The organism is Stappia sp. ICDLI1TA098 (genome assembly GCF_054880955.1).
This window is the reverse complement of sequence record NZ_JBTZBT010000002.1, coordinates 285,730-311,757: the sequence shown is the minus strand read 5'-3', so window position 1 is coordinate 311,757 and position 26,028 is coordinate 285,730. Positions and strand designations below refer to the sequence as shown.

Below are 26,028 nucleotides of genomic sequence, written 5' to 3'. Positions count from 1 at the left end.
TGGATCCGCCATGCTGCGTGCGATCGACCGGGTGTCCCTCTTTGTCGGGACGCTGGCCGGATGGGCCTATTTCGCCATTGCCCTGATGCTGGGCTACGAGGTGGTGATGCGCTACGTCTTCATCGCTCCGACGATCTGGGCGGAGGAACTGTCGCGGCTGTTTCTCGTCTGGGCGACCTTCGGCGGCGCGGCGCTGCTGGTGCATCGCCGCCAGCATATCTCGATCACGCTGGTGACCGACCTTTTGCCGCCTGAGGTGCGGCGCTGGCAGGAGGTCTTCGCGCTGCTCTTCATTGCCGCCCTTGCGCTGGTCGTCGTCAAGGACGGCGGCGGCATCGCGCTGAACTCCTTCGAACGAGGGCGCACGACAGGCTCGATGCTCGATCTCCCCGCCTGGTGGGGACAGGCATCGCTGCCGGCCTGCTTCCTGCTGCTTGCCGTGCAGGCGCTCCTCGAGGCCGCGCGCGTTGCTCTTGCTCCGCCGCGCCAGGACGGGGAGGGCGGCCTGCCTTCTCCCCGGCATCCGGGGCACTGACGGCCATGGTGACGCTGCTTATCCTCGTCGCGCTCTTCTCCCTGCTGCTCGCCGGCATCCCGGTCGCCTTCGCGCTTGCCGGGCTCGGGCTGGGGTTGCTGACCCTGGGCGGCTTCTCGCCGCTGATGGTGCCGCAGGGCCTGTTGTCCTCGGCAGACAATTTCGTGCTGATCTCGGTGCCGCTCTTCCTGCTGATGTCGAACGTGTTGCTGAAGGGCGGCGTCGGACGCGATCTCTTCGCCGCCGTCCAGGCCTGGGTCGGCCACTGGCCGGGCGGTCTGGCGATCGCCACGATCCTGTCGTGCGGCATCTTCGCGGCAATCTCCGGGTCCTCGGTCGCCACCGCGGCGACCATCGGCACGGTGGCGATTCCGGAAATGACGGCGCGGGGCTATCCCCGCCGTTTCGTCCTCGGGCTGCTTGCCGCCGGCGGCACGCTCGGCATCCTCATCCCGCCGTCGATCCCGATGATCGTCTATGGCGTGATCACCGAGGAATCGATCATCGCGCTGTTTCTCGCCGGCATCGGGCCGGGCCTGCTTCTCATGGGCCTCTTCATCCTGTGGTCGGTGGTCTATGCCAGCTTCGCCTCCGACTATCAGCCGAGCCCGCGGGCGAGCTGGCGCGAGCGCTGGCAAACGGCGCTGCGCGCCCTGCCGACGGCGCTGCTTGCGGCCTTCGTCATCTCCGGCATCTATCTTGGTGCCTTCACTCCGACCGAGGCGGCGGCGATCGGTTTCCTCGGGGCGCTGTTCGTTGTCGGGGTGGTGCTGCGGACCCTCGACTGGCCAAAGCTGCGCGATGCGGTGCTGGAGGCGATGACGACGACGGTCGCCATCCTGCTCATCGTTGCCGGCGCCAAGGTCTTCGGCAAGGCGATCACCCTCTACCGCATCCCTCAGGACATCTCGCTGTTCCTGTCCGAGCACATATCCACCGCCGGCCTGTTCGTTCTCGTGGTCGCGCTGGTGCTGCTCGTCATGGGGCTCTTCCTGGAGGCCCTGTCGATGATGCTGATCATGGTGCCGGTGCTCTCCGGCGCGCTGCTCGGGCTGGGGATTGACCCCGTGTGGTTCGGCGTTTTCTTCGTCATCATGGTGGAATGCGCGCTGATCACGCCGCCCGTCGGGCTCAATCTCTATGTGATCCAGGCGGTCGGGAAAGCGACCATGGGGGAGGTCTCGACCGGCGTCTGGCCCTTCCTTGTGATCATGCTGGCGAGCGTCGTCATCCTCTTCTTCTGGACCGATCTTGTCCTCTATATTCCCTTCAGGATGTGAACCCCGCGCGGGCGCGAATGTCGCCCGCGCGAACCCCGCCACGACGCAGCCCGCACGAGTGCCCCCATGACCACGCCCGCCGCGCGCCTTCGCGCCCATCTCGAGACGACGCCGTTCACGCCGATGCCCTGCTGCTTCGACGGCCTCTCCGCCCGGCTGATCGGAGAGGCCGGTTTCCCCGTCACTTTCATGTCCGGTTTCGCGGTCTCCGCGACCCGCATAGGCCAGCCAGACACCGGCCTGATCTCCTACGCGGAGATGGTCGACACCGCCCGCAATGTCGCCGCCGCGACCTCGGCGCTCGTCATCGGCGATGGCGATACGGGCTATGGCAATGCCCTCAACGTCAAGCGCACGGTGAAGGGCTATGCCCAGGCGGGGCTGGCCTGCGTGATGATCGAGGATCAGGTCGCGCCCAAGCGTTGCGGCCACACCAAGGGCAAGCTCGTCGTCGACCGCGCGGAGGCGGTAAACCGGGTCAAGGCGGCGGTCGACGCGCGCGAGGAAGGGCAGGATATCCTCATCCTGGCGCGCACCGACGCGCGCCACGGTCACGGGCTCGACGAGGCGCTGGAACGGGCGCGGCTGTTCCGGGAAGCGGGTGCCGACATTCTCTTCGTCGAGGCGCCGCAAAGCGTGGAGGAGATGGAGACGATCTGCCGGGAGGTGCCGGCCTGGCACATGGCAAACCTTGTCGAGGGCGGCGCGACGCCGCTTCTCTCCCATGCCGAACTGGCGCGCATCGGCTTCCGGCTCGCCGCCTATCCCCTGACGCTGCTTTCGGCGGTGACGCGGGCGATGCAGCAGGCGCTGGCGGTGATGAAGGACGGGCGCCATCCCGACGACCTGCTTCTCGACTTCGCCGACCTGCGCAAGGCGGTCGGCTTCGACGCCTATTACGAGGAAGAGGCGCGCTACACCGACCGCCGCGACTGACGCGGCATTTCCGCTTCAGGGCCTGCATTTCCTGCAATATCGCGCGTAATTTTCGAAAACATGTGTTGCGCGCAAGCCGGATTGTATCAGGAGCGCCATCGCCGCGACCGGATTGTGATCCAGCCGACCTCCCCTCGCGTAATGCGCCAGAGAGAGGCACGGCTGCGGACGTCACCACCCGATCCCGCCGCCTACCCCACGCCTCTCTCGTGCGGGAGGTTCAACACGGTAGCAGCCCGCAGCGGAGGTCGCTCTTCCCCCGAGAGCGACCTCCTTTTTCTTGCCAATGCCCTTTCGTCAGCCGAGATCCGGTGCCTGGCCGAGCCAGTCCGTCGCCGCCTCATAGGCCGACGCGATCTTCAGCAGGCCGATATCGTCGCGCGGCCGGCCGATGAGCTGAAGGCCGGCGGGAAGACCGCCGCCACCAAAGCCGGCGGGCAACGAGATTGCCGGCAGGCCGAGCAGGCTCGCGGGGACAACGCATTCCATCCAGCGGTGATAAGTGTCCATCGTCCGGCCGGCGATCTCCTTCGGCCAGGCAAGGGTCACGTCGAAGGGAAAGACCTGTGCGACGGGGGCCGCCAGGAAGTCGTGGCGCTCGAACAGGCGCATCGCCGCCCGGTACCAGGCGCTGCGGGTCTGGCTCGCCTCCTCGATGCGCGCGAGCGACAGTGCCCGGCCACGCTCCACCTCCCAGACCGCCTCCGGCTTCAGCGCATCGCGGGTGGCGGGCGCATCGAGGATCGGACCGAGCTTGCCGGCCACGCGCCAGCTCCTGAGGTCGGTCCAGGCCTGCCAGATGCGCTCGGCATCGAAGCCGAGCGATGCGTGCTCCACCTCGGCGCCGAGGCCGGAGAAAACCTCGAGCGCCCGCCGGTCGAGATCGAGCACCCCGTCTTCCATGGCGAGGTGGCCGCCGAAGTCGCCGAGCCAGCCGATCCTGACCCCCTTGAGGCTTGCCGCCGCCGGCTGGTCGACCAGCGCGGCAAACTCGGTGCCGTCGCCAGGCAGTGACTGGGGCGCTGAGGGATCATGACCGGCCTGCAGCGACAGCAGCAGGGCGAGATCGCCGACCGAGCGCGCCATCGGCCCGTCCGTCGCCATGCTGTCCATGAAGAGTTCCGGGGCGGGGCCGGATGGCACGCGCCCGTAGCTCGGCCGCAGACCAAGGACATTGCAGAACCCTGCCGGATTGCGCAGCGAGCCCATCATGTCCGAGCCGTCGGCAAGCGGCAGCAGCCGGGCGGCGAGCGCGGCCGCCGCGCCGCCGCTCGACCCGCCGGCCGAGCGTGTCCGGTCGTAGGGGTTGAGCGTCGCGCCGTGCAGCGGGTTGTAGGTATGCGAGCCGAGACCGAACTCCGGCGTGTTGGTCTTGCCGATCAGGATCGCACCGGCGGAGCGCAACCGCGCCACATGGGTCGCATCCTCCGCCGGGATCTGCCTGGCAAAGACCGGCGAGCCCATGGTTGTGGGAATGCCGGCGGTCATGGCCAGATCCTTCACCGCATGGGGAAAGCCGTGCAGCACGCCGCGCGAGCGTCCCTGCGCCAGTTCGGCGTCGGCCTGTTCCGCTTCCTTCAAAAGCGCGTCCTCGTCGCGAAGCGAGATGACGGCGTTGATCTCGGGATTGATCCGCGCAATGCGCGTCAGTGTCGCCTGCATCAGTTCGCGCGCGGAAACCTCCCGCCGGTGGATCGCGCGCGACAGGGCGCGGGCGCTGAACTCGTGAAGATCAGTCGGAAGGGCTGAGGTCGTCATGGCTGCTGGTTTTCTCTCGGCATGGTTCTGGAAAGCGGGGCGTTCTGGAAAGGCGGGGGCTGGATGAAGGGGCGCGCCGCCGGCATGGCGTCGGCCGCGGACAGGAAGGACGCCGACTTTCCCACGCACATCGCGGCTTGCCAAGCCCGGCGCGGGCGCGCAAGGCCGCCCCGTAGCGGGGGATCATGGCGTGGCGCCGGGTGGGCAAGGCCGCGTCCCGCCTGTAAGCTTGCCTCTTCCCAGACAAGGTGGCCAGACCCAACCGGAAGAGAAGATCAGTGAGCGAGACAGACGAAAGCGAAAGCCCGAAGGGCGAACTCACCCTGCGCACCATGGCCATGCCCGCCGACACCAACGCGTCCGGCGACATCTTTGGCGGCTGGGTGCTGTCGCAGATGGATCTGGCGGGCGGCATAGCCTGCGGAGAACGCGCCGGCGGGCGGGTCGTGACGATCTCCGTCGACCGGATGACCTTCATCCGCCCGGTCCACGTCGGCGACGTGCTTTGCGTCTATTGCCGCATCGTCGGGGTCGGGCGCACCTCGCTCAAGGCGGAGATCGAGGCCTGGGTTCGCCGGCAGCGCCGGGGCGACCGGGTCAAGGTCACCGACGCGGTCTTCACCTTCGTCGCCGTCGATGACGACGGTCGCCCGGTGCCTGTTCCCCCCGAGGAGCCGGCCGACGCCTGACGGATCAGCCGTGGGCGCGCGAACCGCGCGCCCGTCGGCGCAGGCGGGTCCGCACAAGGGCGGCAAGCTCGGGATGGCGGGCTGCGAGGTCGGTGTAGAGAGCCTCGTCGATCACGCTGCGGCAGCCTGTCTGCCAGAGCGCAAGAAGGGCCTCGATGCGCCGCCGGCGTTCGACCTGCGAAAGGCCGGGGCCGGCGTTCGCGTTTGCCCGCACGCCGAGTGCGGCGCCGGCGGCGAGCACCCGCAGTTCCGCGAAGCTCGGCGTCGGAGCTGGCGCAAGGGAGCTGGCGGGATCTGTCTTGAGCGCGCATGGCCGCGGACGTTGCGGGCGGGGAGCGTCGTGCTCCGGTGCAAGCGGTGTCGACATTAAAAAATCCTCCATCGGTTTCCCGAGGAGGACTGGCGCAGTTTCGGTTCGACCGTTTGGTTGTCGCTTTCGCGACCCCATCCCCAAGTTCGGGTTCCCGCGAGGGACCCCGGTCAGGGAGACCACCTTGCCCGGTCGGGCAGGTTGGCGAGGGCGCCAGCCCTTCTCTTGATGATGGAGCTTCTATGCCACGGCGGGCGAGGCGGTGCAAGTGCGGGGTACGTCCGCCCGCGCCGCCAGCTGGGGCAGGGTGTCACGCGCCGGTCGGCGGCTTCGTGTCGTCCGTCGTCGGGGCGTGGTCCTCGTCAGGGGCTGTGTCGGCCTCCGTTTCGGGCTCGCTTTCCTGCGGCGGCATGTCGTCGAGGCCGGCCTCGAACTCCGTTTCCTGAGGCTCGTCGGTCTCGGCGTCGGGCTGGCTTTCCTCGATCTCGCCCTCCTCCGTGCGCGGGTCGAGCGCGAGGGCTTCCGGCGTGGTCAGGCGACCGCCGGCGGCCATGGCGACGAAGTCTTCCTTGTCGTCCGTCGACAGCGCCTTGCGCTGGGTGATGCGCCATGCGGCGAAACCGATGATCAGCGCATGGGCGGCGGAGGTCACGATGAAAAGCCCGGCGGCCGTGGTCATTTCCATCATCACGGCGGCGAACAGCGGGCCGACGACCGAGCCGACACCGTAGAGCAGCAGCAGGCCGCCGCTGGTCTTCAGGAACTCGCCGTTCGGCGCGTGGTCGTTGGCATGGGCGACAATCACCGGATACATCGAATAGACCATGCCGCCGAAACCGCCGATCAGCGCAATGATGGCGACGGGTGGGAAGCTGGCGGCGAAGCTCAGCATGGCGCCGATGGCGCTGCCGGCGCAGGCGAGCCCGATGAGCACGACGCGCCGGTCCATGCGGTCCGACAGCATGCCGACGGGGATCTGGATCAGCGAGCCGGCAAGCAGCGCCACCGACATCATCGTGGCGATGTCGGAGATGGCCAGGCCGATGTTGCGGCCGTAGACCGCGCCGAGCGTGCCAAAGGCGCTGTTGGAAATGCCGATCAGCACGACGCCGACGACGGCGATCGGCGAATGGTGCCAGAGTGCGCGCACATCGAGACGCACGCGCGCCAGGGGAACCGGCTGCACGGCGGTGGAAAGCGCCGTCGGCAGCAGTGCCAGCGAATAGATGATCGAGCCAATGACGAAAAACAGGTAGCCCCGCGGGTCGCCCACGGTCAGCAGCATCTGCCCGGCGGTCGTCGCCCCGAGATTGATCATCGTGTAGAAGCCGAAGATCCGCCCGCGCGTGTCCGGCGTCGCCCGCTCGTTGAGCCAGCTCTCCACCACCATCGCCCCGCCGGCGAAGCAGAAGCCGGAGATCGCCCTGAGCGGAACCCAGGCAAGCGGGTGCATGAAAACCAGGTTGAGAAGCACCACGATGCCGGCGAGCGAACACAGGACGCCGAAGGTGCGGATGTGCCCGACTCGCGATACGGTCACCGGAGTGAGCACGCAGCCGGCGATATAGCCGATGGCCCAGCCTGTACCTAGCAGACCGAGGGAGGTGTCGCTGAAACCCTCGATCGAGCCGCGCAGCGGCAGCAGCAGGCCGTGCAGTCCTCCCGCCATCAGGAGCAGGGCGGAACCGGCAAGAAGCGCCGCGATCGGGATGATGTGAGCCATGGTGGGATGCGGTGCCTTGCGTGGGTTCGGTCCGGCGTGGTTCGCGACGAAGCACCACGCCGGACCGACCCTAGCAAATTCTCCGGCCACCGCCACACCGCTGCCCGATATGCCGATAAATGATCGGCGGATAGATCAAACAGTTACGGAAAGATTTTTCGAATATTATATGCCGGCGTGAAATTCCTAGGTACAAATTACAGTGAATTATGGTGCTGCGGCCTCGAAGGCAGGGTATGCTGCGGTGGTTTGATCGTAACGGGGACCAGGGAAAGATACGGCAAGGACCTGATGCTCGATATCTCTACGTTACAGTTCGCGAGCTTGTCCGCCCGACTGGCTTTTGTCTTGCTTTTCCTGATTGCCTGCTTTCGCGGACCGGCGACGGCCGCGTTCCGTCACTGGACAGCCGGGATGGTGGCAAGCTGCGCCGGTATCTCGATCATCTACGGCGGGTGGGGGCTTTATGAGAGCGAGCCGCTGTTGGCCGCGATGGCCTTCATGTTCCTGGGATTCAGCATCGCCTTCGCCGCGGCCGGTGGAGCGCGCTTCTTCGGGCACAGCTATGCGATCCGCAGGCTGCTTTTGACGGGGCTGGCGCCCGGAGCCGCCTACCTTGGCGCCTGGCTTGCCAGCGGATCCTTCCACATCGCCATCCTGCCGGCGCTGCTGCTCCTGAGCTTCTTCAGCCTGAGGGCGATGGGTGCCTATGTGGCGCGGCGCGGCGAACCCTGGCTCCCCTCCCGCATCATCGTCGTCTCATCGCTTGCCACCTATGCCGGCGTGTTCGGCATGGTGGCTGTTGTCGTGCTGGTCGAGATCCTGCTCACCGGAGCTGCCCAGGCGCATTCGGACAATGAGTTCGCCACGATCTTCGTCATCGATCAGGCGATCGGCACGATCTTCTATGTCGGACTTTTGACCATGTCGCTGGAACGCGCCCAGGCGGCGCTGCGCGAGATGGCGACGACGGATCCGCTGACCGGGCTCGCAAACCGGCGCAGCGTGCAGGAACGCACCGGCCCGGTGTTCGTGGCAGGCCGCAGAAACCGCCGTCCGATGGTGGTGTTGCTGGCGGATCTCGACAACTTCAAGAGCATCAACGACCGCTACGGGCACGAGGCCGGCGACGCGGTTCTGGCCGAGTTCGCCACACGCTTTCGCGAATTGGTCCGTGGGCAGCAGGACGTGGTGGGGCGTTGGGGAGGCGAGGAGTTCATCGCCGTACTCCACGATACGGACGCGGGGGAGGCGCGTCAGCTTGGCGAGCGCCTGTGCCGGGAAGTCGCCGGCACGCCCTTCGGCATCGAACGGGACGAGGGGCGCGCCCTTGTCGATCTGACCGTCAGCATCGGTGTCGCCGAATTCGAGGCGGAGGACGGTGAGCTCTCGAAAGTGATCGCCAAGGCCGACAAGGCGCTCTACGCAGCCAAATACGGCGGCCGCAACCGGGTCGACGTCTATTGCGCGGAGGTGTCTGATCGCACGCGGCCGGCTCCCGCCGCTCCCGGTGTGGCTCCCCGGGCCGGATCGCTTCCGCCGCAATCGACGCCAGCCTGAGCGCGGTTTCGCTCGCCGCCGCCCGGCCGTGTCAGTAGTGAGGCGGGCGGGCCACCGGGGTGGGGTTCGCCGAAAGATCCTCGATTTCCTCGACATGCTCGCTCAGCCGGCGCAACTGCAGCGTCAACGCGTCGATCAGGTCTGCCTGGCGGGTAACAACCTCGTTGAGGTCCTCCAGGCTCTTTTCCTGGTGGGCGATCTGCTCCTCGAGCCGATCGATCCGGCCCCGTGTATCGCTGTCGTTCATCATGCGCTCCTTTGATGGTGCCGCACAAACGGAATGGGCGGCACGAGGCCGCCCATTCACTTGATATCGGTCGGAAGGACTTCTTAGAAGTCCATGCCGCCCATGCCGCCCATGCCGCCGCCCGGCATTGCCGGAGCGCCGCCGTCCTTCTTCGGGATCTCGGCGACCATGGCTTCGGTCGTGATCAGCAGGCCGGCGATCGAAGCCGCGTCCTGGAGAGCCGTGCGCACGACCTTGGTCGGATCGATGATGCCGCACTCGACCATGTTGACGAACTTCTCCGTCTGGGCGTTGAAGCCGAAGGTCTCGTCGTTGTTCTCGAGGATCTTGCCGACCACGATCGAACCCTCGACGCCCGCGTTCTGGGCGATCTGGCGGATCGGAGCCTCAAGCGCGCGCAGCACGATCTTGATGCCGGCCATGATGTCCGGATTGTCGGAGGTCAGGGCCTCGACGGCCTTCTTGGCGCGCAGGAGAGCGACGCCGCCGCCCGGGACGATGCCTTCTTCGACGGCCGCGCGGGTCGCGTTGAGAGCGTCGTCGACGCGGTCCTTCTTTTCCTTGACCTCAACCTCGGTGGCACCGCCGACGCGGATCACGGCAACGCCGCCAGCGAGCTTGGCAAGACGCTCCTGGAGCTTCTCGCGGTCGTAGTCAGAGGTGGTCTCCTCGATCTGCGCCTTGATCTGCGCGACGCGGCCTTCGATGTCGGCCTTGTCACCAGCACCGTCGACGATCGTGGTGGTCTCCTTGGTGATGGCGACCTTCTCGGCGGTGCCGAGCATGTCGAGCGTGACGCTCTCGAGCTTGATGCCGAGGTCCTCGGAGATCACCGTGCCACCCGTCAGGATGGCGATGTCCTCGAGCATGGCCTTGCGGCGATCGCCGAAGCCCGGAGCCTTGACGGCAGCGATCTTCAGGCCGCCACGCAGCTTGTTGACCACGAGCGTGGCAAGCGCCTCGCCTTCGACGTCCTCGGAGATGATCAGCAGCGGACGGCTGGACTGAACGACGGCCTCGAGGATCGGCAGCAGGGCCTGGAGGTTGGAGAGCTTCTTCTCGTGAAGCAGGATGTACGGCTTCTCGAGATCGGCGACCATCTTCTCGGCGTTGGTCACGAAGTACGGCGACAGGTAGCCGCGGTCGAACTGCATGCCCTCGACGACCTCAAGCTCGGTCTCGAGCGACTTGGCCTCCTCGACGGTGATCACGCCCTCGTTGCCGACGCGCTGCATCGCTTCCGCGATGTCGGCGCCGATCTGGGTGTCGCCGTTGGCGGAGATCGTGCCGACCTGAGCCACTTCGGCCGAGGTGGAGATCTTCTTGGAGCGGGCCTCGAGGTCCTTCACGGCGGCAGCCGCGGCAAGGTCGACGCCACGCTTCAGGTCCATCGGGTTCATGCCGGCGGCAACCGACTTGGCGCCCTCGCGGACGATCGACTGGGCCAGAACGGTCGCGGTGGTCGTGCCGTCGCCAGCGATGTCGTTGGTCTTCGACGCGACTTCGCGCAGCATCTGCGCGCCCATGTTCTCGAACTTGTCCTCAAGCTCGATTTCCTTGGCGACCGACACACCATCCTTGGTGATACGCGGAGCGCCGAAGGCCTTGTCGATGACGACGTTGCGGCCCTTGGGGCCGAGCGTCACCTTGACGGCATTGGCGAGAATGTCGACGCCGCGCAGCATGCGGTCGCGGGCATCAGTGGAAAACTTGACTTCTTTGGCAGCCATTTTCAGGTCTCCTTGACAGAAAATCGCCCCGTGGGGCGCGGCTTGCGGCGGACGACGAGGTTCGGCGTCCCGTTTTCAGGGCCGGGGCGGAACCGGCTTTCGCCATCCGCCTGTCTTCGGCCCCCGCAAGCGCCCCGGCATGGGGCAGATCAGGGAAGGTGCGTCGGTATCAGCCGACAACGCCCATGATGTCGCTTTCCTTCATGATCAGCAGGTCTTCACCGTCGATCTTGACCTCGGTGCCGGACCACTTGCCGAACAGGACGCGATCGCCAGCCTTCACGTCGAGAGCGACGAGGTCGCCGTTTTCCTTGCGCGCGCCGGGGCCGACGGCGACGACTTCGCCTTCCTGCGGCTTCTCCTTGGCGGTGTCCGGAATGATGATGCCACCGGCGGTCTTGGCCTCGGAATCGACGCGGCGGACAACGACGCGATCATGCAAAGGGCGGAATTTCATGTTGTGCTCTTTCCTTTCCCGGCCAGCGTGGTACTTCCTCCGCCGCGTTCCGCGCCATGCATGGGTCAGGAGAGCGCCTGTCCCCCGCCGGCATTGCGGATCCGACGACGGAAGCCGCGGACCACGTTGGCACTCTGTTGATGAGAGTGCTAACAGCGAGCTTGATGTAGGATGGGCCCCGGCGGCTGTCAATGACTCAGCGTCGAGTTTTTCCCAAGCCCTCGAAAGCCTTCGAAATGCACGGTCCGTGCAAGGAATTCGAAACCTGACGGGGATACCGTCGGCGCCATGAAAAGACCCCCTTCCGACGCCCCCCGCCAGAGCGGAATCCGCGCGCGCCTTGCCGGCTTCGTCCGCGACAGGCGCGGCAACATCGTCATTCCCTTTGCCATCGCGGCGGGGCTGATGATCATGATTGTCGGAGCGGGCGTCGACTTTTCGCGCGGCTACACCGTCAAGATCGGCCTGCAGCAGGCGGTGGACGCGACGGCGCTGGCGGCGAACTACGACAGCAACGGCCTGTCCGACGCCAAGATCCGCGAACGGGCGGAAGCCTATTTCAACTCCATCTACAAGGATCCCGACGGGGTTGCCCCCGAGCTTCTCGTCTCCGTCGAGAAGGGAACGGTCAGCGTCACCGCCAAGACGAGCGTCCCGACCAAGTTCGGCGGCCTGCTCGGGCTGTCGGCGCTCGATGTCGAGGTCAACTCGCAGACCGTGGTCGGCAAGGCGGTCTTTGACGTGGCGATGGTGCTCGACAATTCCGGCTCCATGCGCGGCAGCAAGATGTCGACGCTGAAGAGCGCGGCGACGGATCTGACCAAGACCCTGTTCGCCATCAACGAGGAGAGCGACCGCAAGGACCGGGTCAAGATCGGGCTCGTGCCCTTCACCTCCTTCGTCAACATCGGTCCCGCGAACCAAGACGCGACCTGGATGGACAGGGAAGGCAAGTCGCCGATCCACTGGAAGAACTTCGAAACCCGGCCGAACGGCACGCCGGACCCGGCCGAGTTCGATCGTGACGCGCTGATCAACGGACAGCCAAGCCGCTTCAGTCTCTACAAGCAGCTCAAGTACACCAGTTGGCGCGGCTGCGTGGAGTCCCGGCCGATGCCCTATGACGTGGATGACACGGCGCCGACCGCGTCCAACCCGGCGACGCTCTATGTCCCGCAATTCGCGCCCGACGAGCCGGACGACTCCAATGCCGGCTGGTACGACTATTTCTCCAACAGCTATCTGTACGATGACGACGGCTCTTGCGACAGCCGCGTGCGCGACGTCTACTGGCGCGAGGGCATGGAGCGCTGGGAATACGCGCAGAAGCGGTTGTGCAAGTATCGCAGGCAAACGCGGAACTACGGCACGAGCTGGAGCCGCGGCCCCAATTACAATTGCCGCACCCAGGAACTGACGGACCTGACCAACAACAAGTCCTCGGTGCTCAACGCCATCAACAGCATGAACGCCGACGGCAACACCAACATCCATCAGGGTGCTGTGTGGGGCTGGCGCCTGCTGACGCCGCAGGCACCCTTCACCTCGGCCCGGGATCCGGAGAAGGAAGAGGAGGATACGGAATATGTCCGCATCCTCATCATCATGACCGATGGCGACAACACCTATGGTCAGCAGAATTCGCCCAACAACACCCAGCCGGAAGCCTATGGCTACGGCACGGAGGAGCGTCTCGGGCCCGGTGTGAACACGTCCTGGTCGATCCCAAACAAGATGGACGAGCGCGTCGCGCTGACCTGCTCGAACGCCAAGAAGGACGGAGTGCAGATCTATACGATCGCCTTCCAGATCCGCGACCAGAACACGGTCACGCTGCTGCGCAATTGCGCAACCACCTCGGCCATGGCCTTCGATGCCCAGTCGAACGGCGATCTCGTCGATGCGTTCAAGCGCATCGCCAACGAAATCACCCGCCTGCGCCTGAGCCGATAGAGGACAGTCCGCCGCCGCGTCAGTTCGCCTGCGTGGCGGCCTTCACGGTGAAGGGCAGGACGAAGCTGCCGGTCTTGTCGCTGGCCGTGTCGCGCAGCCGGGTCACCAGGCGGTAGTCGCCCGGACGCAATCCCTCGAACGCAAAACGCAGCGTGGTGTGGAACTCGCGGATCTTCACGCGGGCGCTGGCCCCGAGTTCGGCGAAGCCGGACTGGCTGGCAAGCACCTGACCCGAGGGGTTGAGGATCTCGTAGTCGGCGGCAAGCGCCACGCGGAAACCGTCGTCGGTCGCCGCATGGCCGAAGCCCACCGGTTCCGCGTAGACGACGAGAGGCTCGCCGGCGGCAAAGACCGCGTCGGCGCGCGGCGTATACTGGCCGTAGCCCGTGACATCGCCGGAAACGAAGGTGGCGGCGGTGAAGCCGAGCGGCGCTTCGGCCCAGGCCGCATCGAGCCGCTCATAGGCGGAGGCGAGGGCGGGCGGCACCGTGGCCGTGTCCTGGGCGGCCGCGCAGGTTGCGCCCACCGTCAGCAGCGCCACGCCTGCAAGAAGATGCCGCATGGCTCCGCCTGGGGTCCTGCCGCCGCAAATCCCTGTTCTCGTCATCCTAAGCCCCCGCCCTGATCTGGTCCGCGACGTGCGGTGAAACCGCATTTTCGCAGCGCCCGTATAGACCGGGCGGGGATGTGCGACAAGGTTATCCGGCGAAACCGGTAAAGCCAGCCATCGCCGTTTCATCTCCCCGCCCGCTCCACGACTGGCGCTTGCGGTAAATGGTCGACGGGCTGATCTCAAGCGCCGCCGCCGCCTTGGCGATGTTGCCGTCGAAGGCGTCGAGGGCGCTCTCGATGATGCGCTTCTCCTGGGCCCAGAGCGGCTCGATCTCGATCAGCCGGCGCGGCTGCACGCCGCGTGGCGTCTCGAGGCGGACCGACAGGCCCTCGCCCGACAGGAAGGCGGGCAGCATCTGCGACAACAGCCGCGTGCCGTCGTTCATCACCACGGCCTGGCGAATGGCGTTCTCGAGCTGGCGGACGTTGCCCGGCCAGTCGTGGGTGAGCAGCCGCTCACCGGCGCAGGGCGCAATCTCGGTGAAGCCGCGCTGTTCCTCGGTGGCGTAGCGGGCGAGGAAGCTCTCGGCCAGCGGCAGGATGTCCTCGCGCCGGTCGCGCAGGGCCGGCATGCGGATCGGCAGCACATGCAGCCGGTAGAACAGGTCCTCGCGGAAGCGTCCGGCGGCGATTTCGCTCTGCGGGTCGCGGTTTGTGGCGCAGACGATGCGCACGTCGACCGAGCGCAGGCGGGTCTCGCCGCGCCGCTGGATCAGTCCGGTCTGGACAAAGCGCAGCAGCTTCGACTGAAGCGAGACATCGAGTTCGCCGACCTCGTCAAGAAACAGCGTGCCGCCGTCGGCAAGCTCAGCCGCGCCGGCACGATCCTCGCGCGCCCCGGCGAAGGCATCGCGGGCATGGCCGAAGATCTCGCTTTCCATCGTCTCGGCCGGAACCGCGGCGCAATTGAGGGCGATGAAGGGGGCGTCGTTGCGTTGCGAGCGCATGTGGATGGCGCTGGCGCAAAGATCCTTGCCGGAACCGGATTCTCCGGTGACGAACACGGGCGCGGTGGAAGGCGCGATGCGGCGGATCTGGTCGTAGACCTCGCGCATGCGGGCCGACCCGCCGACGAAACGCTCGAAGGTGAAGGTCGCCGCGGGCGGCGTCGCTTGCTGGGCCGAGCGCCCGCCGTCTCCGGCCTCCGCCTGGGCGGTGTCGCGTGGTCTCGGCGTGCGCATGCGGCGACTGCCGGGATCGCGCTGGCCGCGGGTGTTCTGGATCAGGAAGCGGTCGATCTTCTCTGCGACCGCCCTGGGGTTCGCCGGGAAGGCGATGACGTCATGGGCGCCGGCCTCCATCGCCGAGAGGCTGCGGGTCAGGGATTCCCGCGCGCTGACCGCCATCAACATCGCCTGCGGCTGGGCGGCGGCGAGACGCGACAGGAAACCGTCCTGTCCCAACGTCTCCAGGTCGACGATCATCACGTCCGGTCGCACCTGGGTGTTGGCCGCGTAAAAGGGCTCGAAACTGTGGTAGGTCACAGGCGTGGCACAGGCATGGTCCATGGCATCGGCGATCGAGCCGGCGAGCTTGCGCGTCGCCCCGTCGCCATCCAGCACGGCCAGTCTGATCTGTCCCTCATCGCCAGGCATGGATTCCATGCTGTGGCGTCCCCCTTGCTGCTGTGCCGCCAGAAGCGGCATCGATTTGATTTGCCGGGGAGAATCTTCCTCCGACATGGTAAACAAAGTGTTGCCATTGTGGTTAACGAATGGTGACCGACGCCGTTTGCCGGCGTATTTGCACCGCAAATCGGCAAAGCCGCGACGGAAACCGGGGGTTGGGGAGCGTTGCGGCGGCAAAAAAGCCGCGCCGAGGGGCCGGCGCGGCGCGTGTCGTCGCCTGCCGGGAGGCGGCGAAGTTAACGAATGGCGTTCCGGCGTTAACCTGTGCGGCGCCGCGCGGCCCTGGCCTGGCGGACCTCAGACGGACCTCAGGCGGCCTCGACGTCGTAGCCGGCCGCCTCGATCGCCTCGACAAGGCGTTGGCGCGGCGCGCTGCCCGATACGCGGGTCACGCCGCTCGCCAGGTCGATCTCGACCGTCGCGCCAGGATCGGCGGCGGTCACCGCCTTCGTCACGGACTTGACGCAGCCCTCGCAGGCCATGCCTTCGACCTTCAACTCGATCATCTCGCAATCTCCGTCTTCGCCGCCCCATGCGGGCGGGCTTCCGACCGGTTATATGGTGCTTCCAGCAGATGGAAGGTCAAGGGGAGGCCGACAGGCGATCCGCCGAGCCGGTCTTTGTTGTGCCCGAAAGGCCGCCACGGTCCGGCGGGGGCTGGAGATTGGCAAGAATCATCGTATTCATGCCCTATAAAGGGTATCGTTGATTCGGCTTCGGCTAGTCCTCGAGTATGGCCGGATGGGTATGGCAAGGGCGACAAACGTCTTCATAGTCCTCTGCATGGGGGTGATCTCCGCCTCGGCGGTGGCGATCATGATGTTCCAGTTCGCCCGGCCGTTCGGCGAAGCGCTTTCGCTCGGGCTCGCGTCCATGTGCACCATGGTCGTTCTGCATCTCGTCTTCTCCCGTCAACGCGAACGCGGCGAGGTCACCCGCAAGGTGGCCGCGCTCGAGGAACGCGTGCTCGAGGTCGACGAGGACATCGGCAATCTCGAGGGACGTCTGTCCGGCATGGAGACCAACCTGCCGCGCCGCACCCGCGAGGAGATCGACCCGCTCTTCGCCGAGGTCGAGGTGCTCGGCAGCCTGATCAAGCAGATGGCAGAGGCCATGGCCGGCATGGAGGAGCGCATCGACGAGCAGGACAGCCGTCAGCTCGAGCCGCCTCCGCCGCCCGAGCGCTATGCCCGCTACGAGGACACCCCGCGCGCGCTCGGCTACAACAGCCCGCCGCCTCCGCAGCAGCAGCGGCAGCCCGCGCCGGCCCGCCACCAGCCCGAACCTCAGGATTTCGGCGGCTACGGCCAGGCTCCCTATCAGTCCGACTTCGCTCCCCCGCAGCCGCAGCACCAGCCCGAGCCGGCCTATGAGGAGGCCGCCTACCGGCAGCCGCCGCGCGAGCCCTCCCGTGCCGCGCCGCCGGTGCAGCCGGATCCCGCCATGCGCCGACCCGCCCCCGCGCCGGCCGCCGAAGACCGCATGCCGGTCGCCCATGCGCCGGGCCCGCGTCCGGGCGCCGGTGCACCGCGCGCGCGTCCCTCCGATCCGCAGATGCGCCGGGTGATCGAGGAGGCGCTCGACGCCAACCGCGTCGACCTCTATCTCCAGCCGCTCGTTACCCTGCCGCAGCGCCAGGTGCGCGAGTACGAGGCGCTGACCCGCATTCGCGATGCCGATGACAACCTGCTGGAGCCGGTCGACTTCATCGACGAGGCCGTGCGGTCGCGGCTGATGCCGGCGATCGACAACCTGATGCTGCTGCGCTCGATCCAGGTGCTGCGCCGCCTGTCGAGCCGCAACCGCAAGTCCGGCCTCTTCGTCAACCTGTCGATCCAGACGCTGGCGGACGAGCGCTTCTTCCCCGGCTTCCTCGATTTCCTCAGGGCCAACGAGGCGTTTTCGGGGATGCTCACCTTCGAGTTCACCCAGGCCGATGTCGCCGAGATGGGCGCTCTGGAACACGAGAGCCTCGCGGCGCTGTTCGAACTTGGCTACCGCTTCTCCATCGACCGGGTCGAGGACCTGCGGATGGACTTCAAGGGCCTGTCAGACCGTGGCTTCCGCTTCCTGAAGCTGCATGCCGGCCGGTTGCTCGGCACTGAGCGGATGCAGGCAAGCCATATCCATCCCGCCGATCTCGGCGACCTCTTGCGCCGCTACGCGATGGAACTCGTTGTCGACCATATCGAGACGGAGTCGCAGGTTCTCGATATTCTCGACCTCGATGTGCGCATCGGCCAGGGCTATCTCTTCTCCGCGCCGCGCCCGGTGCGCCCGGAAGTGCTCCAGCCCGCCGGCCGCTCCGCAGCCGCCGTGTCGCGCGGTCCGGCCTCCCGTCGCGCTGCGGAATAACCTTCCTTCTACACAACGCCCCGCACCCCGGAGGCGCGATGGCATGGTTGCTATGCGCCGTGCTTGCGGGCTTCGTTGGCGCTGCGAAGATGCAGCGCGCGCGCCGCTCCCGCTCTCCGCGCCCGAAGCTGTGTTTGTTGGCAGGGGCGAGAGACGGGGAGAGGGGCGTGGCCGCGTTCGGCCCTTTCGGCGATAGCGGGTGTGCATAAAAAAAGGGGAGGCGCCCGGGCCTCCCCTTGTCGTTGCGTTGTCGTCGCTTGGTCTGGCTATTGCGCGGCCGCGGCTTCCGCTGCGTCGGTCTGGCCGACGGTGACGACGATCGGCTTGGCATCGGAAAGCAACCGCTGGCGGACCCTTGCGATGTCCTCGAGCGTCACCGCCTCGATGAGGCTGTTGCGCGTTTCGATATAGTCCTTGCCGAGCCCCTCGATCTGCAGGCCGAGAAGCTGGTTGGCGATCTTGTCCGACGTGTCGAAGCGCAGCGGGTAGGATCCGGTCAGATAGGCCTTCGCCTTGGCCAGCTCTTCCGCGCTCGGTCCCTTGGCCGCCATGCGCGCGAACTCCTGACCGATGATCTCCAGCGTCTCGCCGGCCCGCTCGGAGCGGGTGCCGGTGGCTGCGATCAGCATCCCCGCATGGGCGTAGTCGATCAGATAGGAGCCGACCGAATAGGCCAGGCCGCGCTTCTCGCGCACTTCCTCATAGAGCCAGGACGAGAAACTGCCGCCGCCGAGAATGTGGTTCATGACGAAGGCCGGGATGAAGTCCGGATCCTCGCGCTTCAGTCCCGGCAGGATGACGCGGATCGAGGTTTGCGGCACGTCGAGCGCAACCGCCTTCTCGATGTCCGTCTTCGGCGTCACGTCCGCGACAGGCGTGAGGTCGCCGGTCTCGGGAAGGCCGGCAAACACCGTGTCGAGCAGCGTCGCCAGATGTTTGGCGTCGATGGCCCCGACCACGGCGATCTTCAGGCCCGTGCGGGCAAACAGCCGGGCGCGCAGGTCCTTCAGGTCCTGCGGCGCGAGCGGGGTGACGGTCTCCTCCGTGCCGTCGCTGCGCCGGCCGTAGGGATGGCCGGGGAAGGCGAGCTCGGCGGAGGTCCAGGAGGCAATGGCATCCGGGTCGGTCGCCTGGCGGCGCAGGCCGGAAACGATCTGGCGCTTCATCCGCCCGACCGCCTCCTCGTCGAAGCGCGGCTCGTTGACGGCCATGCGCAGCAGGTCGAAGGCCTCGTCCGTGTTGGGCGACAGGGTGCGCAGCGAACCGTAGAAGGAATCGCGGCCGGCATCGAAGCCGATGCGCACCGACAGGTCCTGCAGCCTGGTCTGGAAGGCCTGGGAATCGAGATCGCCGGCACCTTCGTCGAGCGTTGCCGACAGCAGGTTGGCAAGCCCTTCCTTGCCGTCGGGATCCTGCGTCGAGCCGCCGTCGAAGGCGAAGTTGACGGCAACGATGGGAACCGTGTGGTCCTCGACCAGCCAGGCGGTAAGCCCGCCCGGCGTCTCAACGGTCTGGATGTCCATCGCCTCTGCCGAAAACGGCGTGGCGACGACGCTCAGCAAGGCGAGAGCGGCGACGGCGGTGCCGCGCCATGAGGCCTGGAGCGTCCGGCGGCCGGCTGCGATACGTCCCATGAGGGGTCTCTCCGGATTGGATGCGGGGGCGTGGCGGGGGGCGCTCATCGCGCCACCGTCGTCGGCGCGGGGACGCCCGATGCGTCGCCGGCGGAAGCCGCCGAGGCACCGGCCGACGGGTCGCGGCGCAGATAGGCGGTGACGGGCTCATGGGCGAGATGGTCGGCGGCGGCCTTCTGCACGTCGGCGGCGGTGATCGAGCCGATCAGCGCCGGCCAGTCGCGCACCGCCTCGACACTCGAGCCGGTGGTGAGCGCCACGCCAAAGATGCGGGCAAGGCTCGTCTGGCTGTCCTGGGCATAGAGCGCGCTGGACAGCAGCGAGGTCTTGGCCCGTTCCAGTTCCTCCTCGGTGATGCCGTCGCGCACCAGCGTGGCGATGGCCTCGTCCGCGGCCGCGGCCACATCCTCCATCTTCGCCCCGTCGGCGGGCACGGCGTAGATGGCGAACTGGGTCTCGTCGAGCGCGCTCGACTGGTACCAGCCGCCGGCGGAGGAGGCGATGCCCTTGTCGATCACCAGCGTCTTGTAGAGCCGGCTGGTGCTGCCGCCGCCAAGAACTTCCGAGAGGACATCGAGGGATGCGGCGGTGCGGGCACCGTTCTCCGCGTCGGCGCGGATCGCCGAGGTGTAGCTTGGCACCAGCCACGCCTGGCGCAGGCTTGGCTGGTTGACGCGCGGGTCGGCAAGGCTGACCTGCAGTGCGCCGCGAAGCTGCTGCGGCTCGGGCCGGATGCGCGCGCCGGGCTCCGCGCGGCGGGCAACCTTGCCATAGGTCTCCTCGGCAAGCTTGCGCACCTCGTCGGCGGTGACGTCGCCTGCAACCACCAGCACGGCGTTGTTCGGCGTGTAGAAGCGGTTGTAGAAGGTGATCGCATCGTCGCGCGACAGCGCCGTGATCTCGTCCGGCCAGCCGATCACCGGCGTGCCATAGGGGTGGTTGACGTAGAGCATGGCGTCGAGCGTCTCGCCCAGCAGCGATGAAGGGTCGCTGTCGACGCGCATGCGCCGCTCTTCCTTCACCACCTCGCGCTCGGGCGTCACCACCTCGTCGGTCAGAACGAGGTTCTCCATGCGATCGGCTTCGAGCGCCATCATCTCGGCGAGATGCTCCTTGGCGACCCGCTGGAAATAGGCCGTGTAGTCGTCGGAGGTGAAGGCGTTTTCCTCGCCGCCGATTGCGGCCACGCGCTTGGAGAAGGCTCCGTCCGGATGCGCCTTGGTGCCCTTGAACATCAGATGCTCGAGGAAATGGGCGATGCCGGACATGCCGGCGGGCTCATCCGCCGCACCGACCTTGTACCAGATCATATGGGTGGCCACCGGGGCGCGGTGATCCGGGATGACGAGAACCTCGAGCCCGTTGTCGAGGGTGAAATGCGACAGCTCGCCGCCGATGCGGATATTGGCGAAGGCGGCCGCGTCGGCGGCCTGCGCGGTCTCGGCGCGCACGGCCGGTGCGGCGAGGAGCCCGCCGCCAAGTGCCAGCGGCAGCGCGGCCACGGCCAGCGCGCGCGCAAGGCGAAAGCGACGGCGTCTCGGCGGGGCGGCCGGCGCGCGGCTGTCCTGCGACATGTCGGAAGGGGAGAAGGGGACTGTATTCGGCACGAACGCTCTCCGGTTTGCGGCGCGGGGGCGCCGGACGGGAGCACGGCTCCGGCAAAGCTCGCCGGCGCGGTGCGGTGATGAGAGATATAGGCCGGAAGGGCTGCTTTGCCCCGTGAACTTTTCGTAAGGTTGGACCGGGCGGCGGGCGGCCGATCCGGCCGGAATGCGGGCATGCGCAAGCGGTCGGCGACAGGCGAGGCCCCGCCGTCCACGTTCGGCTTCGCGGGCGCGCGCCTACTTGAGCGTGCGCGCCGACTTGCCGTCCATGAGCTGTTCCGTGGTGGAGAGGCGCGGCTTGTCCTGCTCCATCTTCTCCGGCGCGCGCATCGGCGCGGCGTCGGAGGGCTTGGAGTATTCGGTCGGCGGCTCGATCAGGTACCGGCGCACGGGCTGTCCGTTGGCGTCCAGAACGGCGGTGTCCTGCTTGGTGATGCCGACGCGCTGGTTCAGCTCGCTGGGCTTCAGGCGCCCGCTCTCAAGACGGTTTTCCTGCTTGATCTCGGCCGCGATGTTGCGGTCGGAGCCGCCGTTGGCGAGTTGCTTGATACCGCGCGACTGTACCGCGTTGCTTCGGCCGGCATCCTCGAGACGGTCGGGGTTTTTGTCCCGGTAGACGTCCTGGATCTTCTTGAATTCGGCGTCATTGGCCTCGGGCCAGTTGGCGACGACTTCCTTTTCCTCCGGCGGCGGCAGATTGTCGACCGTGGTCGGCATCGCCAGCGGCGCGCGGGGCGTGTATTCGATCTTCTTGTTGGTCTTGGCGTCGACCGCGCCCAGACCTTCCATCAGCGAGCGCACCATCGAAACGTCGGGCGCCTCGTCGTTGGTCGTGCCGTCGCTGAAACCGTCGGAACCCGACTGGCAACCGGCGAGCGTGAGCGTTGCCACGGCGATTGCCGCAAGCGCTCCGCGCCGCGAGGCGGGCCGGAGGGAACGGGTCAGGGAAAGTGAACGACGCGGCACTGCGACTATCCTTGGTCCGAAGGTTGGGTCCGAAGTCCCGAAAACGAGGCTTCCTGTCTTGTCGGCCCCCGTTCTTGCCAGCTCCCTGCTTGCCGGCCCCGTGCTGGCGGGCCCGGTCTCGCCGGAGCGCCCTTCGGCCGGGGGTGGCAAAGCATGCAAAAGCCAGCCGGCGGGCTGCCAACAGGCATCCGCGCGCTACTCAGAGGGCCGATTTGCGGCATCATTAGGGCTGCCGCGGAAACTGTCATACATGAGCAGCGCCGCACCGGCAACGATCCAGACATCCGCCAGGTTGAAGACGTACCAGGAGAACGTCCCGACGTGGAAATGGAAGAAGTCGGCCACCGCGCCATAGGCTATCCGGTCGATGCCGTTGCCGAGCGCGCCGGAAATGACGAGCGCGAGCCCCAGCGCCTGCAGCCGCCGCTCGCTGCGCGCGCCCCAGACCCAGAAAACCACGGTGACGAGCGCGGTGACGCCGACAAGCAGCCAGCGCCCGAGATCGCCGTCCTGCTGGAAGAGCCCGTAGGAAATGCCGTAGTTCCAGACCATCACCAGATCGAGGAACGGGGTGAGGACGACCCGTCCGCGTCCGGCGATGTCGAAACCGTCGAGCATCCACAGCTTGAAGGCCTGGTCGATCGCCATGCCGACAAGGGAGACGGCCAGCACGAGGCCGCTGTTGCGGCCCCACAGCAGGGGAGAGGGGGGGGCGGAAGACGTCATGACAACCTCGTTGGCGCGATCCCGGGCGCGGTCAGTCGGGCGGACCGGTGCGGTTGATCCGGGCGGCGAGCTCTTCCTGGCTGCGGCGGCTCTCGCGATGGGCGATGTAGATGCCGCTGCCGACGATAAGCGCGATGCCGATCCAGGTCGGCCCGTCGGGGAAATCGCCGAAGACGAGATAGCCGAACAGCGTCGCGCTGATGATCTCGAGATAGTTGAAGGGCGCCAGCACGGAGGCGGGCGCGGCCGCGAACGCCTTGACGATCAGCCCGTGGGCGAAGAACGAAAGCGCCCCGACGGTTGCCAGCAGTCCCCAGTCGGGCAGCCGTGGCGTGACCGCCATCGCCGGCGCGTAGCCCGCGATGTTGGCCGCGATGAAGGCGACGCCGAGCACCACCGTGCCGGCAAGGCCCGCGGTGAACTGCACGCAGAGCATGCCGCCGGAGCCGGACAACTGGCGGGTGATCATCAGGTAGAGGGCGAACAGCAGCGCCGTGGCGAGCGGCAGCAGGGCCGTTGCCCCGAAGGTGGCGAAGCCCGGCCGGATGATGATGATCGCGCCGACGAGGCCGACGGCCACCGCCGCCCAGCGTCGCGGTCCGACCGGCTCGCGCAGCACGACGGCCGAGAGTGCGGTCAGGATCATCGGCTCGATGAAGAAGATGGCGATGGCATCGGCCACCGGCATGATGGCGATGGCGGTGAAGAAGCACACCGAGGCGCCCGACAGGAACACGCCGCGCAGCAGGTGCGGCCAGATGTTCGGCGCCTTCAGTACGGCAACGCCCGGCCCGATTGCCGCCGTCGCCAGCGCGAAGAGCATCTGGAAGGCGAAGCGGCCAAGGGTGATCTGCAGCGGCGGCAGCGTGGCGGTGAGGTATTTTGCCGTCACATCCATCAGCGGAACGAGCAGCATGGCCGCCGACATCAGCACGATGCCGCGCATCACCGTGGCCGCCGGGATCTCTGGCCCCTGGACGCTCATTGTCCCGGCCCGCCGTTGAGGGAGAGGTCGAGTGCGGAGAGCGGCGTCAGGCTGGCGAGCAGGGCGCGCGCCTCGGCGCTGTCGCGGTCCATCTGGGCGACGAGCGCCTCGGCGCTGTCGAACCGCAGTTCGGGGCGCAGGTGGCCGGCGACCACGACCCGCATGCGCTGGTCGTAGAGGTCGCCGGAAAAGTCGAGAAGATGCACCTCGAAGAGCGGCGCGCCATTGTCGAAGGTCGGACGGCGGCCGAAGCTTGCAACGCCATCGTGCCAGATACCTCCGATTTCGGCGCGCACGGCGTAGATCCCGTGCGCCAGCCCGGTCTCGGGAGGCAGGGCCAGATTCGCCGTCGGATAGCCAAGGTCGCGCCCGCGCTTGTCGCCATGGGTGACGTCGGCCTCGAAGAACCAGCGATAGCCCAGAAGCGCGTTGGCGAGCGCCACGTCGCCCTCGGCAAGGGCCGCGCGGATGCGGCTCGAGGAGACGGCCTCGCCGCCCTCGTCGGTTTCCGCGCGCACGATGGTGACGCCGAAGCCCTCGGCCTGGCCGGAGGCGACGAGGAAATCCGGCGTGCCGCGCCGGGCGCGGCCGAAATGGAAGTCGTAGCCGGTCACCGCGTGGACGATGCCCATCTTGTCCTTGAGGATGCGGGCGACGAAATCCTCCGCCTCAATGGAGGCGAAGGCGCGGGTGAAGGGGGCGGTGACGATGCCGTCGAGCCCGCAAGCCCGTGCGATCCGGGCCTTGGCGTCGGCTGGCGTCAGGCGAAAGACGGGCCGATCCGGCGCGAAGACGGACCTGGGATGCGGCTCGAAGGTGAGCGCGTAGGCAGGCAGGCCCTTGCCGTGGGCGACCGCAAGGGCGGCGTCGAGCACCGCGCGGTGGCCGCGGTGAACCCCGTCGAAATTGCCGATCGCGACGACGCCGCCACGCAACGCCTCGGGAAAGGCGTCGAAGTCGGTGACGAGGGAGAAGCTGGTCGGGGCAGGCTCTGACATGGACGGCGGACCGGTACTGGCACCGGCTGGCGCCGGCAGGGCAGGAAACCGGCCGGATTCGCCGGATGGCGACTTCGCGCGATGCCGGCGCACCCGTCCCGCGGCCGGATGGCGGCGGGTGCCGGCGGACCCTGCCCATTCGGTCGGAAAACGTCAAGCGCGACGGGCCGCACCGATGAAACTCAGTCGTGCTCCTCCGAGGCCTCGGCGCGGGTCGGAACCTTGACGGTCGCCTCGCCCTCCAGGACGATGGTTTCGCCGACCCGGCAGAGGCAGTCGAGACGGGCGCGGTGGCCCCGCTCCGTGAGCTCCGCGACCGTCACCGTGACGACCACGTCATCGCCGATTCTCACCGGGGCACGAAAGTTCAGGGTTTGCGAAAGGTAAATGGCGCCCGGTCCGGGCAGCCGTGTGCCGAGCAGCGCGGAGATCAGACTGGCGGTGTAGAGCCCGTGTGCGATGCGGGTCCGGAAGGGGGTGTTGGCGGCGAAATGCTCCGAGAGATGGATGGGGTTTCGATCCCCCGAGACCTCGGCAAAACCGACAACGTCTGAAGAGCTTACGTGCTTCGTCAGAGTCTCGCTGTCACCCACCGACAGGTCTTCGAAATAGAGTGTGCGCAAGGCCAGCACAGGACATTCCCTCCGTAGTTTGAGCGAGCCTCGGAGGCTATTGGCTTCCTGTGTGCAGTGCAACAATCCATTCACTGCATCTGAACCTGCGCATTAACGGAGTTTTCAGGGGCGCGGGCTACAGTAAGGCAGCGTGGGGAGGCAGAGACACAAAGAAAACGTGTCGTCCTCCTGGAAACAGGAAGCATCAAGCGCCCGTTCATAACGGGTCGGGCAGATTGACAGTATGGAGTAGACAATGGCCCTCGATGTTCAGATGCCGGTCCTCGTGGTGGACGATTACAAGACGATGATCCGCATCATTCGTAACCTGCTGAAGCAACTCGGGTTCGAGGACATCGACGATGCCGCCGACGGTACCGAGGCGCTCGAGAAGATGAAGCAGCGCCGCTACGGGCTTGTGATTTCCGACTGGAACATGGAGCCGATGACCGGCTACGAACTGCTCAAGCAGGTCCGCGCCGATGCCGGTCTCTGCAAGACGCCGTTCATCATGGTAACGGCGGAATCCAAGACGGAGAACGTGATCGCGGCCAAGAAGGCTGGCGTGAACAACTACATCGTGAAGCCGTTCAACGCACAGACGCTGAAGGGCAAGATCGAGGCGGTCTTCTCCGACTGACGATCGGCAATCGTTGATTTCTTTCCGTGTGATGCCGGCCTGCGGGCCGGCAGCATGGCGGCCGTTCCCGCGGCACGCCAACGGGTGC

The 26,028-nt window shown here is 67.0% G+C and carries 24 protein-coding genes and 1 riboswitch; of the genes, 8 read left to right on the top strand and 16 right to left on the bottom strand.

What is annotated here, in order from left to right:
- The first annotated feature begins 10 nt into the window (after positions 1–10).
- From ACSLUQ_RS11790 to ACSLUQ_RS11780, 3 genes are all read left to right on the top strand, one after another.
- On the top strand, positions 11–535 hold the full coding sequence (locus tag ACSLUQ_RS11790; protein ID WP_461808642.1) for a TRAP transporter small permease: 525 nt from the start codon (positions 11–13) through the stop codon (positions 533–535).
- Positions 536–540: 5 nt separating this feature from the next.
- Complete coding sequence (locus ACSLUQ_RS11785) at positions 541–1,815, top strand: TRAP transporter large permease (RefSeq protein WP_461808641.1); 1,275 nt, start codon at positions 541–543, stop codon at positions 1,813–1,815.
- Between the two features lie 66 nt (positions 1,816–1,881).
- Entirely contained in the window at positions 1,882–2,751 is an 870-nt protein-coding gene (locus ACSLUQ_RS11780) for an isocitrate lyase/PEP mutase family protein (RefSeq protein ID WP_461808640.1), read from the top strand.
- A gap of 297 nt (positions 2,752–3,048) precedes the next feature.
- Here ACSLUQ_RS11780 and ACSLUQ_RS11775 read toward each other — a convergent pair whose 3' ends face one another.
- Positions 3,049–4,509 carry an amidase gene (locus ACSLUQ_RS11775; RefSeq protein WP_461808639.1) on the bottom strand — a complete coding sequence of 487 codons (1,461 nt, stop codon included), beginning with the start codon at positions 4,507–4,509 and terminating at the stop codon, positions 3,049–3,051.
- 278 nt (positions 4,510–4,787) lie between these two features.
- Between ACSLUQ_RS11775 and yciA the strand changes: the two genes are divergently transcribed.
- Positions 4,788–5,198 carry an acyl-CoA thioester hydrolase YciA gene (yciA, locus tag ACSLUQ_RS11770; protein ID WP_417772344.1) on the top strand — a complete coding sequence of 137 codons (411 nt, stop codon included), beginning with the start codon at positions 4,788–4,790 and terminating at the stop codon, positions 5,196–5,198.
- A 4-nt stretch (positions 5,199–5,202) separates the two neighbouring features.
- Here the strand turns inward: yciA and ACSLUQ_RS11765 are convergent, their stop codons facing one another.
- Positions 5,203–5,565: a hypothetical protein gene (locus ACSLUQ_RS11765; protein ID WP_461808638.1), complete on the bottom strand. Its 363-nt coding sequence runs from the start codon at positions 5,563–5,565 to the stop codon at positions 5,203–5,205.
- Positions 5,566–5,611: 46 nt separating this feature from the next.
- A riboswitch (SAM-I-IV-variant riboswitch) is annotated at positions 5,612–5,745 on the bottom strand.
- A gap of 73 nt (positions 5,746–5,818) precedes the next feature.
- Positions 5,819–7,231, bottom strand: coding sequence for an MFS transporter (locus ACSLUQ_RS11760; protein ID WP_417772346.1), 1,413 nt, complete (start codon positions 7,229–7,231; stop codon positions 5,819–5,821).
- A gap of 414 nt (positions 7,232–7,645) precedes the next feature.
- Between ACSLUQ_RS11760 and ACSLUQ_RS11755 the strand changes: the two genes are divergently transcribed.
- Entirely contained in the window at positions 7,646–8,791 is a 1,146-nt protein-coding gene (locus tag ACSLUQ_RS11755; RefSeq protein WP_461808637.1) for a GGDEF domain-containing protein, read from the top strand.
- Positions 8,792–8,822: 31 nt separating this feature from the next.
- On the opposite strand, the gene ACSLUQ_RS11750 is transcribed toward ACSLUQ_RS11755, so the two are convergent.
- From ACSLUQ_RS11750 to groES, 3 genes are all read right to left on the bottom strand, one after another.
- Positions 8,823–9,038 (bottom strand): SlyX family protein, encoded by a 216-nt coding sequence (locus ACSLUQ_RS11750; RefSeq protein WP_417772348.1) that lies wholly within the window; start codon positions 9,036–9,038, stop codon positions 8,823–8,825.
- Between the two features lie 83 nt (positions 9,039–9,121).
- Complete coding sequence (gene groL, locus ACSLUQ_RS11745; protein WP_417772349.1) at positions 9,122–10,768, bottom strand: chaperonin GroEL; 1,647 nt, start codon at positions 10,766–10,768, stop codon at positions 9,122–9,124.
- A gap of 169 nt (positions 10,769–10,937) precedes the next feature.
- Entirely contained in the window at positions 10,938–11,225 is a 288-nt protein-coding gene (gene groES, locus ACSLUQ_RS11740) for a co-chaperone GroES (protein WP_417772350.1), read from the bottom strand.
- 288 nt (positions 11,226–11,513) lie between these two features.
- Between groES and ACSLUQ_RS11735 the strand changes: the two genes are divergently transcribed.
- Entirely contained in the window at positions 11,514–13,178 is a 1,665-nt protein-coding gene (locus tag ACSLUQ_RS11735; RefSeq protein WP_461808636.1) for a TadE/TadG family type IV pilus assembly protein, read from the top strand.
- Positions 13,179–13,197: 19 nt separating this feature from the next.
- Here ACSLUQ_RS11735 and ACSLUQ_RS11730 read toward each other — a convergent pair whose 3' ends face one another.
- From ACSLUQ_RS11730 to ACSLUQ_RS11720, 3 genes are all read right to left on the bottom strand, one after another.
- Complete coding sequence (locus ACSLUQ_RS11730; protein WP_461808635.1) at positions 13,198–13,740, bottom strand: hypothetical protein; 543 nt, start codon at positions 13,738–13,740, stop codon at positions 13,198–13,200.
- Positions 13,741–13,876: 136 nt separating this feature from the next.
- Positions 13,877–15,394 (bottom strand): sigma 54-interacting transcriptional regulator, encoded by a 1,518-nt coding sequence (locus ACSLUQ_RS11725; protein ID WP_461808634.1) that lies wholly within the window; start codon positions 15,392–15,394, stop codon positions 13,877–13,879.
- A gap of 332 nt (positions 15,395–15,726) precedes the next feature.
- The gene (locus tag ACSLUQ_RS11720; protein WP_417772354.1) at positions 15,727–15,924 is read right to left on the bottom strand and encodes a heavy-metal-associated domain-containing protein; all 198 of its coding nucleotides are present in this window, start codon (positions 15,922–15,924) and stop codon (positions 15,727–15,729) included.
- A 241-nt stretch (positions 15,925–16,165) separates the two neighbouring features.
- Here ACSLUQ_RS11720 and ACSLUQ_RS11715 point away from each other — a divergent pair, with 241 nt between their 5' ends.
- Positions 16,166–17,773, top strand: a complete 1,608-nt coding sequence (locus tag ACSLUQ_RS11715; RefSeq protein ID WP_461808633.1) for an EAL domain-containing protein — start codon at positions 16,166–16,168, stop codon at positions 17,771–17,773.
- Positions 17,774–18,039: 266 nt separating this feature from the next.
- On the opposite strand, the gene ACSLUQ_RS11710 is transcribed toward ACSLUQ_RS11715, so the two are convergent.
- The 7 genes from ACSLUQ_RS11710 to ACSLUQ_RS11680 form a co-directional block, all read right to left on the bottom strand.
- Entirely contained in the window at positions 18,040–19,407 is a 1,368-nt protein-coding gene (locus ACSLUQ_RS11710) for a M16 family metallopeptidase (protein ID WP_417772356.1), read from the bottom strand.
- 44 nt (positions 19,408–19,451) lie between these two features.
- The gene (locus ACSLUQ_RS11705; RefSeq protein ID WP_461808984.1) at positions 19,452–20,981 is read right to left on the bottom strand and encodes a M16 family metallopeptidase; all 1,530 of its coding nucleotides are present in this window, start codon (positions 20,979–20,981) and stop codon (positions 19,452–19,454) included.
- Positions 20,982–21,248: 267 nt separating this feature from the next.
- Positions 21,249–21,977 carry a hypothetical protein gene (locus ACSLUQ_RS11700; protein ID WP_461808632.1) on the bottom strand — a complete coding sequence of 243 codons (729 nt, stop codon included), beginning with the start codon at positions 21,975–21,977 and terminating at the stop codon, positions 21,249–21,251.
- A gap of 195 nt (positions 21,978–22,172) precedes the next feature.
- Positions 22,173–22,703 carry a signal peptidase II gene (gene lspA / locus ACSLUQ_RS11695; RefSeq protein ID WP_417772358.1) on the bottom strand — a complete coding sequence of 177 codons (531 nt, stop codon included), beginning with the start codon at positions 22,701–22,703 and terminating at the stop codon, positions 22,173–22,175.
- Between the two features lie 31 nt (positions 22,704–22,734).
- Positions 22,735–23,688 (bottom strand): DMT family transporter, encoded by a 954-nt coding sequence (locus tag ACSLUQ_RS11690; protein ID WP_417772359.1) that lies wholly within the window; start codon positions 23,686–23,688, stop codon positions 22,735–22,737.
- Positions 23,685–24,686 (bottom strand): bifunctional riboflavin kinase/FAD synthetase, encoded by a 1,002-nt coding sequence (locus ACSLUQ_RS11685; protein WP_461808631.1) that lies wholly within the window; start codon positions 24,684–24,686, stop codon positions 23,685–23,687. Before ACSLUQ_RS11685 ends, ACSLUQ_RS11690 begins: the two co-directional genes overlap by 4 nt.
- 182 nt (positions 24,687–24,868) lie before the next feature.
- A complete protein-coding gene (locus ACSLUQ_RS11680) occupies positions 24,869–25,318 on the bottom strand; it encodes a MaoC family dehydratase (RefSeq protein WP_417772361.1) in 450 nt (149 codons plus the stop codon).
- A 238-nt stretch (positions 25,319–25,556) separates the two neighbouring features.
- On the opposite strand from ACSLUQ_RS11680, the gene ACSLUQ_RS11675 reads away from it, so the two are divergent.
- Positions 25,557–25,940 (top strand): response regulator, encoded by a 384-nt coding sequence (locus ACSLUQ_RS11675; protein WP_067220588.1) that lies wholly within the window; start codon positions 25,557–25,559, stop codon positions 25,938–25,940.
- Positions 25,941–26,028 lie beyond the last annotated feature (88 nt).